The 16,189-nt window shown below is 62.6% G+C and carries 15 protein-coding genes and 1 other RNA gene; 5 read left to right on the top strand and 11 right to left on the bottom strand.

The genetic code is table 11. The features are described 5' to 3' along the window. Positions 1-22: 22 nt before the first annotated feature. Genes KJP28_RS01130 through clpS form a run of 3 tightly spaced genes read right to left on the bottom strand, consistent with a single transcriptional unit; the run spans position 23 to position 2,209 of the window. Positions 23-871, bottom strand: coding sequence for an SDR family NAD(P)-dependent oxidoreductase (locus KJP28_RS01130; RefSeq protein ID WP_218390395.1), 849 nt, complete (start codon positions 869-871; stop codon positions 23-25). 39 nt (positions 872-910) lie between these two features. Then, positions 911-1,879, bottom strand: coding sequence for a class I SAM-dependent methyltransferase (locus KJP28_RS01135; protein WP_218390396.1), 969 nt, complete (start codon positions 1,877-1,879; stop codon positions 911-913). Between the two features lie 6 nt (positions 1,880-1,885). Continuing rightward, positions 1,886-2,209: an ATP-dependent Clp protease adapter ClpS gene (clpS, locus tag KJP28_RS01140; protein ID WP_218391658.1), complete on the bottom strand. Its 324-nt coding sequence runs from the start codon at positions 2,207-2,209 to the stop codon at positions 1,886-1,888. A gap of 118 nt (positions 2,210-2,327) precedes the next feature. Here clpS and KJP28_RS01145 point away from each other — a divergent pair, with 118 nt between their 5' ends. Together KJP28_RS01145 and KJP28_RS01150 are read left to right on the top strand one after the other, a co-directional pair. Continuing rightward, a complete protein-coding gene (locus tag KJP28_RS01145; RefSeq protein ID WP_218390397.1) occupies positions 2,328-3,029 on the top strand; it encodes an HAD family hydrolase in 702 nt (233 codons plus the stop codon). A gap of 193 nt (positions 3,030-3,222) precedes the next feature. After that, a complete protein-coding gene (locus tag KJP28_RS01150; protein WP_255552140.1) occupies positions 3,223-4,890 on the top strand; it encodes a D-alanyl-D-alanine carboxypeptidase family protein in 1,668 nt (555 codons plus the stop codon). 21 nt (positions 4,891-4,911) lie between these two features. Here KJP28_RS01150 and KJP28_RS01155 read toward each other — a convergent pair whose 3' ends face one another. The 5 genes from KJP28_RS01155 to KJP28_RS01175 form a co-directional block, all read right to left on the bottom strand. Continuing rightward, positions 4,912-6,519 (bottom strand): ABC transporter ATP-binding protein, encoded by a 1,608-nt coding sequence (locus KJP28_RS01155; protein ID WP_218390398.1) that lies wholly within the window; start codon positions 6,517-6,519, stop codon positions 4,912-4,914. Beyond that, positions 6,516-7,700 (bottom strand): ABC transporter permease, encoded by a 1,185-nt coding sequence (locus KJP28_RS01160; RefSeq protein ID WP_255552141.1) that lies wholly within the window; start codon positions 7,698-7,700, stop codon positions 6,516-6,518. The genes KJP28_RS01155 and KJP28_RS01160 overlap by 4 nt, the downstream gene beginning before the upstream one ends. Before the next feature lies 1 nt (position 7,701). After that, the gene (locus KJP28_RS01165) at positions 7,702-8,796 is read right to left on the bottom strand and encodes a microcin C ABC transporter permease YejB (protein ID WP_218390399.1); all 1,095 of its coding nucleotides are present in this window, start codon (positions 8,794-8,796) and stop codon (positions 7,702-7,704) included. A 15-nt stretch (positions 8,797-8,811) separates the two neighbouring features. Next, positions 8,812-10,722 (bottom strand): extracellular solute-binding protein, encoded by a 1,911-nt coding sequence (locus KJP28_RS01170; RefSeq protein ID WP_218390400.1) that lies wholly within the window; start codon positions 10,720-10,722, stop codon positions 8,812-8,814. A 168-nt stretch (positions 10,723-10,890) separates the two neighbouring features. Further along, complete coding sequence (locus KJP28_RS01175; protein WP_218390401.1) at positions 10,891-11,442, bottom strand: c-type cytochrome; 552 nt, start codon at positions 11,440-11,442, stop codon at positions 10,891-10,893. A 130-nt stretch (positions 11,443-11,572) separates the two neighbouring features. On the opposite strand from KJP28_RS01175, the gene KJP28_RS01180 reads away from it, so the two are divergent. After that, positions 11,573-12,406 (top strand): prephenate dehydratase, encoded by an 834-nt coding sequence (locus KJP28_RS01180; RefSeq protein ID WP_218390402.1) that lies wholly within the window; start codon positions 11,573-11,575, stop codon positions 12,404-12,406. Positions 12,407-12,499: 93 nt separating this feature from the next. On the opposite strand, the gene KJP28_RS01185 is transcribed toward KJP28_RS01180, so the two are convergent. After that, positions 12,500-12,970: an SRPBCC family protein gene (locus KJP28_RS01185; RefSeq protein ID WP_218390403.1), complete on the bottom strand. Its 471-nt coding sequence runs from the start codon at positions 12,968-12,970 to the stop codon at positions 12,500-12,502. A 91-nt stretch (positions 12,971-13,061) separates the two neighbouring features. Further along, a complete protein-coding gene (gene nudC, locus KJP28_RS01190; protein WP_218390404.1) occupies positions 13,062-14,030 on the bottom strand; it encodes an NAD(+) diphosphatase in 969 nt (322 codons plus the stop codon). Positions 14,031-14,134: 104 nt separating this feature from the next. Between nudC and ffs the strand changes: the two genes are divergently transcribed. After that, positions 14,135-14,233, top strand: an RNA gene (gene ffs, locus KJP28_RS01195) — signal recognition particle sRNA small type. Positions 14,234-14,298: 65 nt separating this feature from the next. Beyond that, positions 14,299-15,039 (top strand): SDR family NAD(P)-dependent oxidoreductase, encoded by a 741-nt coding sequence (locus KJP28_RS01200; RefSeq protein WP_218390405.1) that lies wholly within the window; start codon positions 14,299-14,301, stop codon positions 15,037-15,039. A 69-nt stretch (positions 15,040-15,108) separates the two neighbouring features. On the opposite strand, the gene hemE is transcribed toward KJP28_RS01200, so the two are convergent. After that, the gene (gene hemE / locus KJP28_RS01205) at positions 15,109-16,137 is read right to left on the bottom strand and encodes a uroporphyrinogen decarboxylase (RefSeq protein WP_218390406.1); all 1,029 of its coding nucleotides are present in this window, start codon (positions 16,135-16,137) and stop codon (positions 15,109-15,111) included. Positions 16,138-16,189: the final 52 nt, after the last annotated feature.

The raw sequence follows: 16,189 nt of genomic DNA on the forward strand, positions 1-16,189 counted from the left end.
GGTGTCAGCCGCCGCGAAATCCCTAATGGCGGTAGGTGTCTACCACGTCGATCACCGAACGACCGCCATCGACCATCACGACCTGACCGGTCATGAACCGAGACGCGTCCGAGGCGAGGAAATGCGCGGTCTCGGCCACTTCGCTCGCTTCCGCGATCCGGCCAAGCGGCGTGCCGTCGATCACCTCGTTGCGCAGCGCGGGTTCCGCGGCGCAGGCGTCACGCAGGCTCGCGCTCATCACCGATCCGAAGCCAACGGCATTCACGCGGATTTTCGACGGGGCAAGCGCGACAGCCAGCGACCGGGTCAGCTGTTCCAGCGCAGCGGATGAAATCGAGAATCCCATGAGTTGCGGTCGTGTCCTGATCGCGGCAATGGATGTAAGGTTGATGATCGCCCCGATGGATTGCACTTCGTCGAGGTCCTGACCCTTGGCCTGTTGAATCATCCGCTTCGCGACCGCCTGTGACAGTCGCAGCGCTGTCATGAGGTTTTGATCCAGAAGCGTCTCGACCATCTTGTCGTCGGCATCGAGTGGATCGGACCCGGCGACCTGGCGCGAAGCATTCACGAGAATGTCGATCCGGTCGAACGAGTCGATCGTGGCGGACAGCAGGTTCGCGATGGTCAGTTTCTCGCGCAGGTCGCCCGCGAAGATGCGAACATTGCTGTCCGGCGCTTCTTCTTCCCCGGCTTCGGGAAGAACGTCCATCTCCGGGTTGGCCCCGAATTCTTCGGCCAGCTTGACCTCGTCCATATCTGCACAAAGCACGTTCGCGCCCGCGTCGATGAACTGGCGAGCGATGGCGAGCCCGACCCCGTTGGCGGCCCCGGTCACGATGGCGGTCTTGCCCGCGATGGAAAACGACATATGCGCGCTCCTGATTCGTTTCGGCCAGACTAGGCGGGTTCAGCCCTTGGCGCGAAGAGGTTTGGTGGCTTTCAGAACCTTGAAGCCGGGGGTTCCGCCGGCCTCCTCGACCTCGCGGAACAATTCGCGAAGGTGGTCCTCATAGGGCAGATGTCGATTGGCGACCACCCAGAGTTGCCCGCCGGGTTTCAGGATTGCGGCGGCCTGGCCCAGGAAGGCGCGGCCCAGCCCGGGGTCACCGGCGCGACCGACATGAAACGGCGGGTTCGTCACGACCGCATCTACGAGGCTTTTGGGTTTGAACCGGGTCGCGTCGGCCCAGTGAAAACTCGCACGTGGATCGCTGATGTTCCGCCGCGCGCAGTCGAGCGCTGTGAGGTCCGCTTCGACCACGTCGAGCGCCGTGACTTTGTCGGATGCGAGGATGGACCGGTCGAGATACCCCCAGCCTGCGCCGAGGTCGACGACGTGGCCGGACAGGCGAGGCAGGGTCTCGACCAAGGCGACGCTGCCTTTGTCCGGCCCATCGGCCGAGAAGACGCCGGGCATTGTGATGAATCCATCCAATTCGCGTTCGGACCCGACCCACTCTGACAGGTCCGGCGCGCCGAGCCAGAAGATTTTGCCATGCGCCTTGGACAACGTCCCCTGCGGTGGCGCGATCTTCTTCATGGCTTTCAGGATCGAGTCCACCCCGTCCGTCTTGGCCCCGTCCACGATCAGGAGGTCACAGCACCCGGCCGCCTGAGCCAACAGCGCACGCGCCGCATCCTTGGCGCGGGGCAGGGTGACGATGGCGGTCTGGTAATGGCCTTCGGGTGCCTGAAGCACCCGGTATCCGCGCGTCTGCCATGCAACGACGTCCGGGTAGAACCGGCTGACGATCTCGACCCGGTCAGCCTCAAGTGGCGTCAGATCGAACTCCTGAGACGGCGCGAAAACGCAGATCCGACCTTCGGGCAGTGAAAGCGCGCCGGTCTCCAGCGCGAAGGCGAGACGGGCCGACATGGCCGCCTATTCCCGCTCCATCGTGCACTGCAGGGGGTGCTGGTTCTGCCGGGCCATTTCCATGACCTGCTGCACCTTTGTCTCGGCGATCTCGTAGGAAAAGACACCGACGACGGCGAGACCCTTCTTGTGGACCGTGAGCATGATTTCGAACGCTTGCGCATGGTTCATGCCGAAGAACCGCTCGAGCACCATCACGACGAATTCCATCGGCGTGAAGTCGTCGTTCAGAAGCAGCACCTTATAGAGCGGTGGCCGCTTCGTCTTGGGCTTCGTTTTGACCGCGAGTTCCGTATCCCCGTTGAACGGGTTGTCGTCGTCATCGGCCATCAGGATGGGGTCCAAGCGCAAAAAGGCTCTCCGTGTTTCCGGGTCTGGTCAGCTTGAGGGCGTTAATATAGCGAGACATATGCCTAAATAAAGGGGTCGGAAAGGCAGGATCACGCAAATGTCCTTGAAATTAGAGACGATTGCTTTCGATGCGGACGACACGCTGTGGCAGAACGAGCAGTTCTTCCAGCTGACCCAGGATCGATTCGCAGAGCTTCTGGCCGACCATGCGGAACGCGATCACCTGGACGAACGGCTCATGGCGGCAGAGCGGCGCAACCTCGGTCACTATGGCTTTGGGATCAAGGGCTTCATGCTGTCGATGATCGAAACCGCGATCGAGGTGACGGAACAGAAAGTGCCGGCGTCGGTGATCTCACAAATCATCGCGGCCGGGCAGGAGATGCTGTCTCATCCCATCGAGCTTTTGCCGGACGTGGAGGCAACGATCACGGCGCTCGCGGACGCGCATCACATTCTACTGATTACCAAGGGCGATCTTCTCGACCAGGAGCGCAAGCTCGCGCAGTCGGGACTTGGCGATCTCTTCAACGGCGTCGAGATCGTGTCGGACAAGAAAGCACCGATCTATGCCAACATTTTCGCGCGGCACGGCGTATCGCCCGAAGCGGCGATGATGGTGGGCAACTCGCTCAAGTCCGACGTGATCCCGGCGATCGAAGCGGGCGGCTGGGGCGTGCATGTTCCGCACGCGTTGACCTGGTCCTTCGAACACGCGGAGCCTCCCGTCGATCACCCGCGGTTTCGCGAATTGCCTTCGCTCGGCGCGCTACCGACGTTGATCGAAAGCATCGGCTGACTCGCCACATTTCTGCCACAATCAACGTATTGCTGTGTTCGAGTTCGGACACGCTAGATATGGCATCCCGCGTAACAAAAAGCCCAATATCTTTTGTTCATTAACTATTTTCGGACTCGCAAGGTCGTGCTAGGCTGATCGCAAAGCAGAAAAACCGGGCACAAAAAACAAACGCCCGGAGATTGAGGCAGTGATGGCACGCGGCGGGACTGGTCGTATCGGGCAAATCGCCCGACTTCTCTTGATATTCATCGTGGTATGGAGCGCCCCGATCGGCGCGATGGCGGCACCTTATGCCGCAATGGTGATCGACGCCCGATCCGGCGAAGTCATCCACTCCCGCAACGCGGATACGCAGCTTCACCCGGCCTCTCTGACCAAGATGATGACGCTCTACATCGTGTTCGAGGCGGTCAAGAATGGCGAGATCGACCTCGACTCGCTCGTCACCATTTCGCGCAAGGCGGCCAGCGAACCGCCCTCCAAGATCGGGTTCCGCGAAGGCAGCCAGGTGCGTCTGCGCTACCTGATCCGTGCTGCGGCGGTGAAATCGGCCAACGACGCCGCCACTGCATTGGGTGAGGCGATCTCAGGGTCCGAAGCGGCCTTCGCCCGCCGGATGAACCGCACCGCGAAGGCGCTCGGCATGAGCCGCACGCATTTCAAGAACATGCATGGTCTGACCGAGGCGGGGCATATGTCCACGGCACGTGACATGACCACGCTCGGACGCCACCTGTTTTTCGACCACCCGGAATACTACAACCTGTTCTCGCGTCAGAGCACCGAAGTCGGGGGCAAGACTGTCCCCAATACGAACCGCCGTTTCCTCGCGTCCTATCAGGGTGCCGACGGCATCAAGACCGGGTATACACGTGCCGCCGGCTTCAACCTCGTCGCCTCGGCCCACCGTGGCAACAAACGGATCATCACCACGGTGTTCGGCGGCCAATCCACGGCGGCCCGTAACGCGAAAGTCGCGGAACTCATGAACATGGGCTTCAAGAGCGTGCCGGAACGTGTCGCCGTGCGCCGGCCGACACCGCCGCCCTATCTCGGAAACTCCGGCATCGGTGCCGGGGCGCCTGCACTCGTGGCGAACGGCCCTGACGTGCTGGACGAAGGCGGGGTGGGCAAGACGATTCGCATCGTCGTCGCGCCGACCAAGTCGATACATCCGAAACCGAGACCGAAGCCCGAGCCGATCCTGACCGCCCAGATGGCGGCCGAAGTCGACGAGGCCGTCGATGCCGTGCTCGCGGAAGTCGCTGAAGCTGCGGCGGCAGAAACCGAGACCGAAACCGCTTCGACCGAGACAACCAATGAACCGGCAGTCGTCGCAGAAGGGTCCGCCGACCCGAGTGCGGAGGTAGAAACGATACAGGTGGCCGAAGCCGGTGAACTCCCGGCTCCTGAGCCGCCTGCCGCGTCCGCGCAGTCGGAACAAGCCAGCGTCGAGTCGGGGAACGCTCAGGTCATCGCCGCATCAATGGCCGCGCCCAAGGCCGCCCCGCCACCGCCCGAACGGCCCGACGGCGTGATCCTCGCCTCGGTCGAACGCGCGCCCGAACCCGCCGCCGGTGAACCGCAGGTCGTGACTCGGATGTCGACTTCTGGCGGTCGTCACTGGGGCATCAACGTCGGAACCTATGGTTCACATTACGAGGCGCATCGCGTGCTGTTGAAGACTGCCTTGGCCGAGTTGTCGACCCTGGGCGAGGCGCTTCGGAAGGTTTCGAAATCGCGGCAGGGGTTCAATGCGAACTTCGTCGGCATGACCAAAGAGGGCGCCGAGCTCGCCTGCCGCCGGCTGTCTGCGCGGTCGTCGTCCTGTGCGGTGATCGAGGCCGGTCAGGGCTGAGGTCACGTCCGGGCAGGGGCGTTACATCGACGCCCCGTCCGCCACTTCGATGTCGAACGCCGCGGCCATCAGCGCCTTCGTGTAATCCGTTTCGGGTGCGTCGAAGACCTGATCCACGTCGCCTTGTTCGACCACGTCGCCGGACTTCATCACCATCACCTTATGCGCCAGCGCCCGCACCACGCGCAGGTCGTGTGAGATGAAAAGATACGCCAGCCCGTATTTCTTTTGCAGGTCGCGCAAGAGCTTCACGATCTGCTGTTGCACGGTCATGTCCAGCGCCGAGGTCGGCTCGTCCAGAACGAGCAGTTTGGGTCTCAGGATCATTGCCCTCGCAATCGCGATCCGCTGCCGCTGACCACCGGAAAACTCGTGCGGGTAGCGGTGCATGGTCGTGGGGTCGAGGCCCACTTCGATCATGATGTCCCGGACGAGTTCCTCGCGGCTCTTGCCCGACGGGATACCGTGCACGTCCAGCCCTTCGGTGATGATCTCGGCGCATGTCATGCGCGGCGAGAGCGAGCCGTAAGGGTCTTGGAACACGATCTGCATGTCGCGGCGCAGACGCCGCAACTCGCGCGACTTCCAGCCCTGGATATTGTCGCCAAGAAACACGATCTGGCCGTCGGACGAGATCAGCCGCATGACGGCAAGCGCCAAAGTTGTCTTGCCCGAACCGGATTCCCCCACGATCCCGACCGTTTCGCCCGCCCGCACCGAAAGCGTCGCGGCATTCACGGCCTTGATATGGCCGACCGTCCTGCGCAGGAACCCGCGCTGGATCGGAAACCAGATGCGCAGATCTTCTGTCGACGCGATCTCGGGAGCATCCTGGGCGACCGGCTCCGGATGTCCGCTCGCCTGTGCCGACAGGAGCATTTTCGTGTAGGGATGCCGCGGATTGGCGAAAAGCTCTTCGGTGCGACCCTCTTCGACGATTTCGCCGTCCTTCATCACATAGACCCTGTCCGCGATCTTGCGCACGATCCCAAGGTCGTGGGTGATGAACAGCATCGACATGCCCTCGCTTGCCTTTAGGTCGGCCAGCAAGTCTAGAATCTGCGCCTGAATGGTGACGTCGAGCGCTGTCGTCGGTTCGTCGGCGATCAGGAGGTCGGGATCATTGGCAAGCGCCATGGCGATCATCACGCGCTGGCGCTGCCCGCCCGAAAGCTGGTGCGGATAGGATTTGATCCGCGTCTCAGGGTCCGGGATGCCGACACGCTCGAGCAGTTCGATGATCCGCTTGCGCACCGCGTCGCCCTCAAGCCCCTGATGCAGCTCGATCGACTCGCGCAACTGCTTTTCAAGCGTGTGCAGCGGGTTGAGCGAGGTCATCGGCTCCTGGAAAATGAAGCTGATGTCGTTGCCCCGGACCTTGCGCAGAAGCTTATCCGACGCGCCGACCATCTGCTGGTCGTCATAAGTGACCGACCCCGTGATGGTCGCGCTTTCCGGAAGCAGCGACACGGTCGACAGTGCTGAGACGGATTTGCCGGACCCGGACTCGCCGACGAGCGCCACGGTCTCACCCTTGCCAACCTTGAACGAAACGCCTTTCACGGCCGGAATTTCCGCCCCGTCCTGTCGAAAGGTCACGCCAAGGTTCTTGACCGTCAGAAGGCTCATGCAAAGGTCTTTCGGGGGTCGAAGGCATCCCGCACGCCTTCGAAGATGAAGACGAGCAATGACAGGAGCACGGTGAAGGTCACGAACGAGGTGAACGCCAGCCAGGGGGCTTGAAGGTTCTGCTTCGCCTGCCGCGTCAACTCGCCGAGCGAGGGCGACGAGGACGGAAGCCCGTAGCCGAGGAAGTCCAACGCGGCGAGCGTTCCGATGGTTCCGGTGATGATGAAGGGCAGCATCGTCAGCGTGGCGACCATCGCGTTCGGGAGCATGTGACGGAACATGATGGTCCGGTTCGACACACCAAGCGCCTTGGCGGCTCGGACATATTCGAAATTGCGCGCCCGCAGAAACTCGGCCCGCACCACGCCGACAAGGGCGGGCCAGCCGAACAGAACCGTTACGAACACCAGAAGCCAGAAACTTCGCCCCAGGATCGCGAACAGGATGATGATGACGTAGAGCGACGGGGTGGAGGCCCAGATCTCCAGTATACGCTGAAAGATCAGGTCGAGCCAGCCGCCGAAATAGCCCTGCACCGCGCCCGCAGCGATCCCGACGAGAGAGGTGGCGACAGTCACGATGATGGTGAACAGCACCGACAATCGGAAGCCATAGATGATACGGGCAAGCACGTCGCGCGCCGTATCGTCGGTGCCGAGCCAGTGGTCCGCATCCGGGGCCGAAGGCGCTGCCGTCCCGATGTCGTTGATCGTGTCGTAGCTGTAGGGGATCGGCGGCCAAAGCATCCACCCCTTTGTGATAGGCTCTCCCGCTACCTCGCCGTCCTGCGCGTCCTCTAAAATGCCGGTGGGATCGTCCCAGCAGAGCTCCGATCCCTGAGACGCGATCAGACATTGCACCTCGATTTCGCCATAGACCGCTTCCGTTCGGAAATCGCCGCCAAAGGCCGTTTCCGGATAGAATTGGAAGATCGGCACGTGGAGTTTGCCGTTGTAGCTCACGAGGATCGGCTTGTCGTTCGCGATGAACTCGGCGAACAGCGTCAGCCCGAAGATGAACCCGAAGATGATGAGCGACCAGAAGGCCCGGCGGTTGCGTTTGAAATTGCGCCAGCGGCGCTGGTTCAGCGGCGACAGAAACGGGCGTTTGCGCGGTGTCGGGATCGGCGCGGTCTGCGCCGGCTCGCGGGTGTTGGGCGAGGTGTCGGGGTTGGCGGTCATGTCACACCTCCCGCTTCTCGAAGTCGATGCGTGGATCGACCAGCACATACATCAGGTCCGACAGGATACCGATGACGAGGCCCACGAGGCCGAAGACGAAAAGTGTGCCGAAGATGACCGGATAATCGCGCGCAACGGCGGCCTCGAACCCGAGCCGCCCCAACCCATCGAGCGAAAAGATCGTCTCGATGATAAGCGACCCGCCGAAGAACACCGCGATGAACAGACCGGGAAAACCCGCGATCACGATCAGCATGGCGTTGCGGAAGATGTGGCCATAGAGCACGCGGCTTTCCTTCACGCCCTTCGCGCGCGCGGTGATGACGTATTGCTTCTTGATCTCGTCAAGAAAGCTGTTCTTGGTGAGCAGGGTTAGCGTCGCAAAGCTCGCGATGGTCGAGGCGAAGACCGGCAACGCGATATGCCAGAAATAGTCGAGCACCTTGCCGATAACCGAAAGCTCTTCCCAATTGTCCGAGGTCAGACCCCGAAGCGGGAAGATCTGCCAATACGTGCCGCCCGCGAACAGGACGAGCAGGAGGATCGCGACGAGGAAGCCGGGGATGGCGTAAGCCACGATGATGAGGCCGGATGTCCAGGTGTCGAAACGAGACCCGTCCTTCACGGCCTTGCGGATGCCCAAGGGGATCGAGACGATATAGGCGATCAGGGTGGACCACAGGCCGAGCGTGATCGACACCGGGAGTTTCTCGGCCACCAGTTCGAACACCCCGATGGAGCGGAAATAACTCTCACCGAAGTCGAGCCGCATGTAATTCCAGATCATCGTGAAGAAACGCTCGACCGGCGGCTTGTCGAAGCCGAACTCGCGCTCCAGCTCCTCGATGAACTCGGGTGGCAGCCCACGCGCACCGGCATATTCACCGCCCTGTGCATCATTGCCGCCGCCGGAACTGGCGAAGTCCCCCGGCGTGCCCGAAATCGCACCGAACACGTCGCCCTCGCCCTCGATCTGGGCGATGATCTGTTCGATCGGTCCACCGGGGACGAACTGGGTCAGGGTGAAGTTGATGACCATGATCCCGAACAGCGTCGGGATTATGAGCAGCAGCCTGCGAAGTATATAGGCGCCCATGGGGTCCTTTCGCCGTTAACGCAACGCGCCCGAGTCCTTGAGCGCCTGATGCTTCTCGGCGTCATACCACCAGAAGTCCAGATAGCCCAAGCCAAGCGGCGGAATTTCGTCCGGGCGCCCGAACATGTCCCAATAAGCGACCGTATGCGTCGGCTTGTACCATTGCGGCACGGCGAACCCGATGGAGCGCAGAACCCGGTCGAGCGCGTGGGTGCGCGTCTTAAGCTCGTCGAGCGTTTCGGATGCGACGATTTGCGGAATGATCCGGTCCACGGCGTCGTTGCGCAGACGCATGAGGTTGCGCGAGCTGTCATCGGCGGTCTTCGACGCGAACCATTGCTCCAGCCCGATCCCCGGCTCGAACCCCATTGAAATGGAGTGGTTCGTGACGTCGAAATCTCCGGCGCGCCGGTTTTCGACATATTGCGCGGTATCGACACGGTTGAGTTCCGCATCCACGCCCAGAAGCCGGAGGTTCTCGATATAGGGGTTCAGGATACGGTCGAAGGTCGGCGCATAGGACAGGAGTTCCAGCGACAGGAGGTCGCCGTTCTCGTTGCGACGCAACCCATCGCTTCCGACGGTCCAACCCGCCTCTTCGAGCAGCCGACCGGCTTCGCGGTAGACGCTACGCGGCGGGCGGTTCTGCTCCGCCGTGTTCACGGGCGGCATGACCGCCTCGTCGGTGAGGATCGAAGCGTCGAGCAGCCCTTCGTCCACCAAGGGCTGAAGGATCGCGACCTCGCCCTCGGACGGTGTCCCGGTGGCGGCAAGGTCGGTGCCCGGCCAGAAGCTGTCGACCCGGTCGTAAAGCCCGTAGAACAGCGCCTCGTTCGACCATTCGAAGTTGAACATCATGCCGACCGCATCGCGCACCCGTTTGTCCTGCCATGTCTCGCGGTCGAGATTGAAGACGAAGCTCTGGGCGGTGCCCACGGTGCCGTCGGGAATTTCTTCCTTGATGACATTGCCCTCGTTCAACGCCGGGAAGTCGTAACCGGTCGCCCAGATCAGCGACGAGTTCTCTATCCGGTAGGTGAACGTGCCTGCCTTGAACGCCTCGAACCCGGCCTGGCTGTCGGCGAAGTATTCGACCCGGATGTGGTCGAAATTGTTGCGCCCGATGCTCATGGGGTGGTCCGATCCCCAATAGTCCGGGTTGCGGGCATAGATGATCTGCCGGTTGAAGTCCTTGCTTTCGAGCACGTAGGCGCCGGTGGCCATGAACGGTTCGTTGGAACTGTCGTCGAGCCGGGTGCCGGTCTCTTCGAACCACGCCTGCGAGAACACCGGCGTGCCCCCCGCGAAGCCGATCCGTTCGCGGATCGGAGCCTGGTCGGTGAAGGTGAACTTGATCGTGTGATCGTCGATCACATCGACCTCTTCGATGAAGCCTTCGACGATGGCGCGGTATTCGGTGATCCCCTGTTCGAGAAACAGGTTGAAGGAATATTCGACATCGGCTGCCGTCATCGGCGTGCCGTCCGCGAAGGTCACGTCATCACGCAGGTTGAACGTCACCCACTTAAGGTCTTCGGGATATTCCATCGTCGTGCAGAGGAAGCAGTACAGGCCATAGGGGTCATCCAGCGTCGAGACCAGGAGGCTCTCCGACCCGATCGTCGCCAGCGCCGCCGACACGCCCTTGCGCGAGTAATTGTTGAAACTGTCGAACGTGCCCTGCGCCGAGATCGAGATTTCGCCACCCTTCGGCGCATCCGGGTTCACGTAATCCAGATGCTCCATGTCCGGCCCATACTTCACTTCGCCGAAGTTCGAGAAAGCATGGCTTTCGGTCACGTCCTGACCGAAGGCGGCGGGCGCGGCGGCGACAAGGCCTGCAGCGGCGAGGGCGAGGGCCATGAGCGGCATCGGGGAAGTGCGTGGAAATGCTGCTGCGCGGGCACGCGGGCGATGGGGCGTCATGGGGTCTCCTGCATCGGCTGAATTATCTGTTTGGAACAGCGTAAGGCCGCGCCACGCCCACATTCAAGGCGAGAATTCGTGAGGTGGATTGCAGGACCTATACATAACTCACGAAAAAGGCCGCCTCGCGGATGCGAAGCGGCCCGATCTTGTCGTCGTCGTGCCGAGTTACGAATTTTCGGCGAGATAGGCGATCAGGTTCGCCCGGTCTTCGACATCCTTGAGCCCGGCAAAGGACATCTTGGTGCCTTCGATGTCGGAACGCGGGTTTTCAAGAAATGCGTTCAGCTCTTCCGGCGTCCAGTCGCCGCCATGCGCCGCCATCGCGTCGGAATATCCGAAGCCATCGACTGCGGCGACCGCGCGTCCGACAACACCGTCAAGGTGCGGGCCGGTGCCGTTGGAGCCGTCCAGCTTGTGGCAGGCCTTGCACTTGTTGAAGACGCGTTCGCCAGCACCGGCATCGGCGGAGGCAAAGACTTCTTCGAAGCTCACTTCGACCGCTTCCTCTTCTTCGCCACCAGCGTCGCCCTCGAGCGAAGCGATCACGTAGCCTTTCGAGGCGCCATGCGCATCGGCTTCTTCGCCGTGATCGTCACCATGCGCTTCCGCGACATCGGTGTGATACAAGGCTTCGGCGGCCCAATTCGAGAAAAGGAAAATCAGCAGAGCCGCGCAAACGGCGGCACCAGCCTTGGTGAGGGTCATTGTGTCGAACATGTCGCGATCCGTTCTTGCAGAGTCAGCCGGGTGTCTACACGCTTTAACTGACAGGTTTCAAGCGATATGAGGCGCGGCAAATTGTATTAAATGCCGTCCTAGGCGGTGCTTCACGGGAAAGGGACCGGGCGTGACCAAGACCATCGCATTTCAGGGCGAGCCGGGCGCCTATAGCCATCAGGCCTGCCAGGAGGCGCGCCCGGACATGGAGGCGCTGCCCTGCGCCACCTTCGAGGACGTGATCGAGGCAGTGCGGTCGGGCCGCGCGGAGCAGGCGATGCTGCCCGTCGAGAACTCGACCTACGGGCGGGTTGCCGACATCCATCGCCTGCTGCCCGAAAGCGGTCTGCACATTCTGGACGAGGCGTTCCTGCGGGTGCGTATCGCGCTCATGGCGTTGCCGGGGGTCAAGCTCGAAGAGGTGCGCGACGTGCGCGCACATCTCGTGCTCCTGCCGCAATCGGCGCAATTCCTGCGCACCCACGGGATCAAGGCCCATGCGGCCGCCGACAGTGCCGGGGCCGCCGCCGATCTTGCCGTCCACAAGACACCGGGCGAGGGCGTGCTGGCCTCGGAACTCGCCGCCGAGATCTATGGTCTGGACGTGCTGGCGCGCGATATCGAGGATCACGGCCATAACACGACCCGCTTCGTTATCATGGGGCGCGACATCGACCTTGCGCGCCGTGCCGAGGTGATGATGACCACCTTCGTCTTCGAAGTCCGCAACATTCCCGCCGCGCTTTACAAGGCGATGGGTGGCTTCGCGACCAATGGCGTGAACATGACCAAGCTGGAAAGCTACATGATCGACGGAAGCTTCACGGCGACCCGGTTCTATTCCGATATCGAGGGGCACCCCGACGACCCTGCCGTCGCGCGCGCCCTCGAAGAGCTGGAATACTTCACCGCAAACCTCGACATCCTCGGCGTCTATCCCGCCGACCCGCGCCGGAACGGGTAACCGAACGGCGTTCGCTTGCGCGAACACATGATGTCTCGCCCCGATCCGAGGGATCGGGTCTCGGGGATTTGCATATTTAAGGCACGATGAAGATCAGAAGCCGCGCGACTGGCAGCGTTCTTCGAGCTCTGCGGCGTATTCCGCGATCCGGCGGCGATAGCGTTTCTGGATGCTGGTCCGGGCGAGTTTGGCCGACTGGATCATGAGGCGGGCGGGGATCGTGCGGGGAATGGCTTCCATCGTGACGTTCATCCGGGTGCGGCTGCGCGACATGGCCATGAGGTCGATGGCGCAATGCACTTCCAGTCCGGCGGCTCGCATCTGCAAGGTCATCTCGTTGGGCGGGGCGTAGTGGGTCAGGTCCACGTCGGCCTTGCGGTCGCGCCCGCGGAAAGGAAACTCCGCATGCCAGGACATGCCCGCGCCAGGTTCCTTGATCTTGTCTGTGCGAACCACCTCGGCACCGCGTCGCATCGCGGCCCGCTCGAACCAGCCGAAGTCGGAGATATGCTTGAAAACCGCTTCGATCGGCGCCGCGATATCCTCGCGCGTGGAGAGTTTCATTCCCGCTGATCCCTTTCTGCTCGATGTCGGCCCGACCGGCCGCCCGCGCCCCCCGGTATGCCCCCGGGGTGATTTGCGCGGGATACTGGTGTCAGGGGAGTGTCCCGGCAAGCCAATTCTTCATCAAAACCTGTGCAATTGCGCCCGAACGCGGCCTGCGGATCACAGGATGCGTATCGGCGAAGACATCCGCGAGGTCTTCGCGGGTGATCCAGAGGGCGTCCTCGATCTCGACAGGGTCCACGTGCATGTCGCGCGACAGGGCTTCGGCAGCGCAGCCGATCATCAGTGAAGCCGGAAATGGCCAGGGTTGGCTCGCGAAGATGCGGACTGGCCCGATTTGCAGCCCGACTTCCTCGGCTACCTCGCGCGCCACGGCGCTTTCGATGGTTTCGCCCGGTTCCATGAACCCGGCGAGAAGCGAATACATCCGGTCGGGCCAGCCTGGAGAGCGGCCCATGAGGATGGAATTGCCGTGGGTAATGAGCATGATGACGACCGGATCGGTGCGCGGGAAATGCATCTTGCCGCACGCCGGGCAATCGCGCCGCCACCCGGCCTGCGATACGTTCGATTTCGCGCCGCAGGACGCGCAGAAGCCGTGCGAGCGGTGCCATTCGATGATCCCACGCGCGGTCGCGGCCAATTCGCCCTCATAGGCGGTCAGCCCCATGAGGATTCCGCGCATGTCCGGGAACCGTGCGTCGTCCGGCAGATCGCCGATGGCCGGGGCCGGCTGTGCCTCGCCCGGATCGCCCGGACCGCCGTCGCGCGCCGTATCCTCCGGCGACCAGCCGGAGATGTCAGCAGCGAAGAGCGGGCTGGTCGCGTCCTGGCCCAGAAACAGAGGTTCCGCAGTCTGAAGGGCAGCGATCGGATGATCTGAGGCGACAAGGCACAGGCGCAATGTCCCGCCTTTTCCGGTGGTGCCTGCGACCAGCGGCCGCCCGCGCCACATCGGAAGGATTCGCGCCTTGGGCCAGAGCGTTTCCCATTCCGTCCTGAGATGCGCGGCGCGCTCCAGCCCTCCGGTGCGAAAGGCCAATTGGCTCAAGTCCATGTCGCTTCCCCTTTTTTTGCCCTGAACGGCCTAGCCGCGCTGGGCGGGGCTGTCAAAGCCCGGACGGGTTGAAACCCTGCGGCACTTCCCCTAAATACCCGGATTGAGAGGTTGGCGCGGGCAGGCGCCTCGCCAACCCGGTCAGGTCCGGAAGGAAGCAGCCGTAACGAGCCCCGCTTGGGTCGTTGTCCAGCCTCTCACCTTCATCCCCGTTGCCGAACATGAACAACGACCTTAGGGTCGCGCCGTTCGCATCGGGGGGGATTTCATGAAAACCGCAATCGTCACGGGGGCCGCCCGTGGTATCGGGCTCGCGACCACGAAACTCTTCGTCGAGGAGGGATGGCAGGTCGCCATGATCGACCGGGACGCGCCGGCTCTCATGGAAGCGAAGGTTCCGGGCGCATTCCAGGTGGTCTGCGACGTGTCGGACCCGGCGGCTGTCGAACATATGGTCTCCGATGTCCTGGAGCGGTCCGGTCGTATCGACGCGCTGGTCAACAACGCCGGCGTCGCGGATTTCGGCCCGATTGCCGAGACGGATTTCGAGCGTTGGCGCGACGTGATGGAGACCAACCTCGACGGCGTGTTCCTTGTCTCGCAGGCTTGCGCTTCTGCGTTGGCCGAAAGCCGTGGCGCCGTCGTCAACATCGCGTCGATCTCGGGTCTGCGGGCGAGCACGCTTCGGGTGGCTTACGGCACATCCAAAGCGGGCGTCATGCATCTCACGCAGCAGCAGGCGGCGGAATGGGGCGAGCATGGTGTGCGCGTCAACTGCGTCTGTCCCGGCCCGGTGCGCACGAAGCTCGCCATGGCCGTTCACACGCAGGATATCATCGACGCCTATCACGACGCGATCCCGCTCAATCGCTATGGTTCGGAGGAAGAGATCGGGAACGTGATCGTCTTTCTGTGTTCGGACAAGGCGAGCTATGTGACCGGGCAGGTGATCGCGGTGGATGGCGGCTTCCAATCGACCGGGATAGGTCTACCGGCCCTGCGCGGGTGACGCTCGTCTGATCTCGGACCGCGCCCTGCTCGCTTCCCCGGAGCTTTCAGCCACCTGGATCAGAGTGGTTCAGGCCGAACGCACCGCCTCGATCATTTTCGCCACGTTGTCCGGGTCTGCATCGGGCGTGATCCCGTGACCGAGGTTGAAGATGTGCGGGCCGCCCCGAAACGCACGTGTGATCGCCTGCGCTTCGTCCACAAGCGCTTGACCACCCGTCACCATATGCCCGGGCGCCATGTTGCCCTGCACGCAGCCGTCGACCTGCACGTGTTCCGCAGCCCAGTCCGCACTCACGGAATTGTCCAGCGCCACGCAATCCGCGCCGGTTGCCTTGGCAAAGCCCACATAACGTTCGCCTGCTTCGCGCGGGAAGGCGATGACGGGAAGCCCCGGGTGGCGCGCCTTGAGTTCCGTGATGATCCGTTTTGCCGGTTCCAGCGCGAAGTCGTCGAAATCCCGTCCCGCGAGCGACCCGGCCCAGCTGTCGAAAATCTTGACCGTTTCGGCGCCCGCCTCGACCTGTTTCGACAGGTACTCGATGGTCGCTTCGGTCAACAAGTCGATGAGTGTCACGAACAGGTCGCGGTTCTCGGCCTTGAGCGCGTGTGCCGGCCCCTGATCCTTGGTGCCCTGACCCGCGATCATGTAGGTCGCGACCGTCCACGGCGCACCTGCAAAACCGATCAGCGCGGTCTCTTCCGGCAGTTCGCGCGACAAGATGCGCACCGTTTCATAAATTGGTGCGAGGTGGTCGTGAATGTCGTCCTTTCCGGCAAGCTTCGCGAAATCCGCCTTACTTGTGATGGTGGACAGCCGCGGCCCCTCGCCCGTGACGAACCAGAGGTCGGCTCCCAGCGCCTGCGGCAGGAGCAGAATATCGGCAAACAGGATCGCCGCATCGAACCCGAAGCGCCGGATCGGTTGAAGCGTGACCTCGGCGGCGAGATCGGAATTGTAGCACAGCGACAGGAAGTCCCCGGCTTCTGCCCGCGTCGCCCGGTATTCGGGCAGGTAGCGCCCGGCCTGGCGCATCATCCAGATCGGCGGGGTGGGAAGAGTTTCACCCGCAAGGGCACGCAGCAGAAGCTTGGTCATTCATGGATCCTTTCGCAGCCCGGCTTGGGTCGGCAATCTGCGCGGATATGTC

Origin of the sequence: Maritimibacter dapengensis, from assembly GCF_019218265.1 — a bacterium.
Classification (GTDB): domain Bacteria; phylum Pseudomonadota; class Alphaproteobacteria; order Rhodobacterales; family Rhodobacteraceae; genus Maritimibacter; species Maritimibacter dapengensis.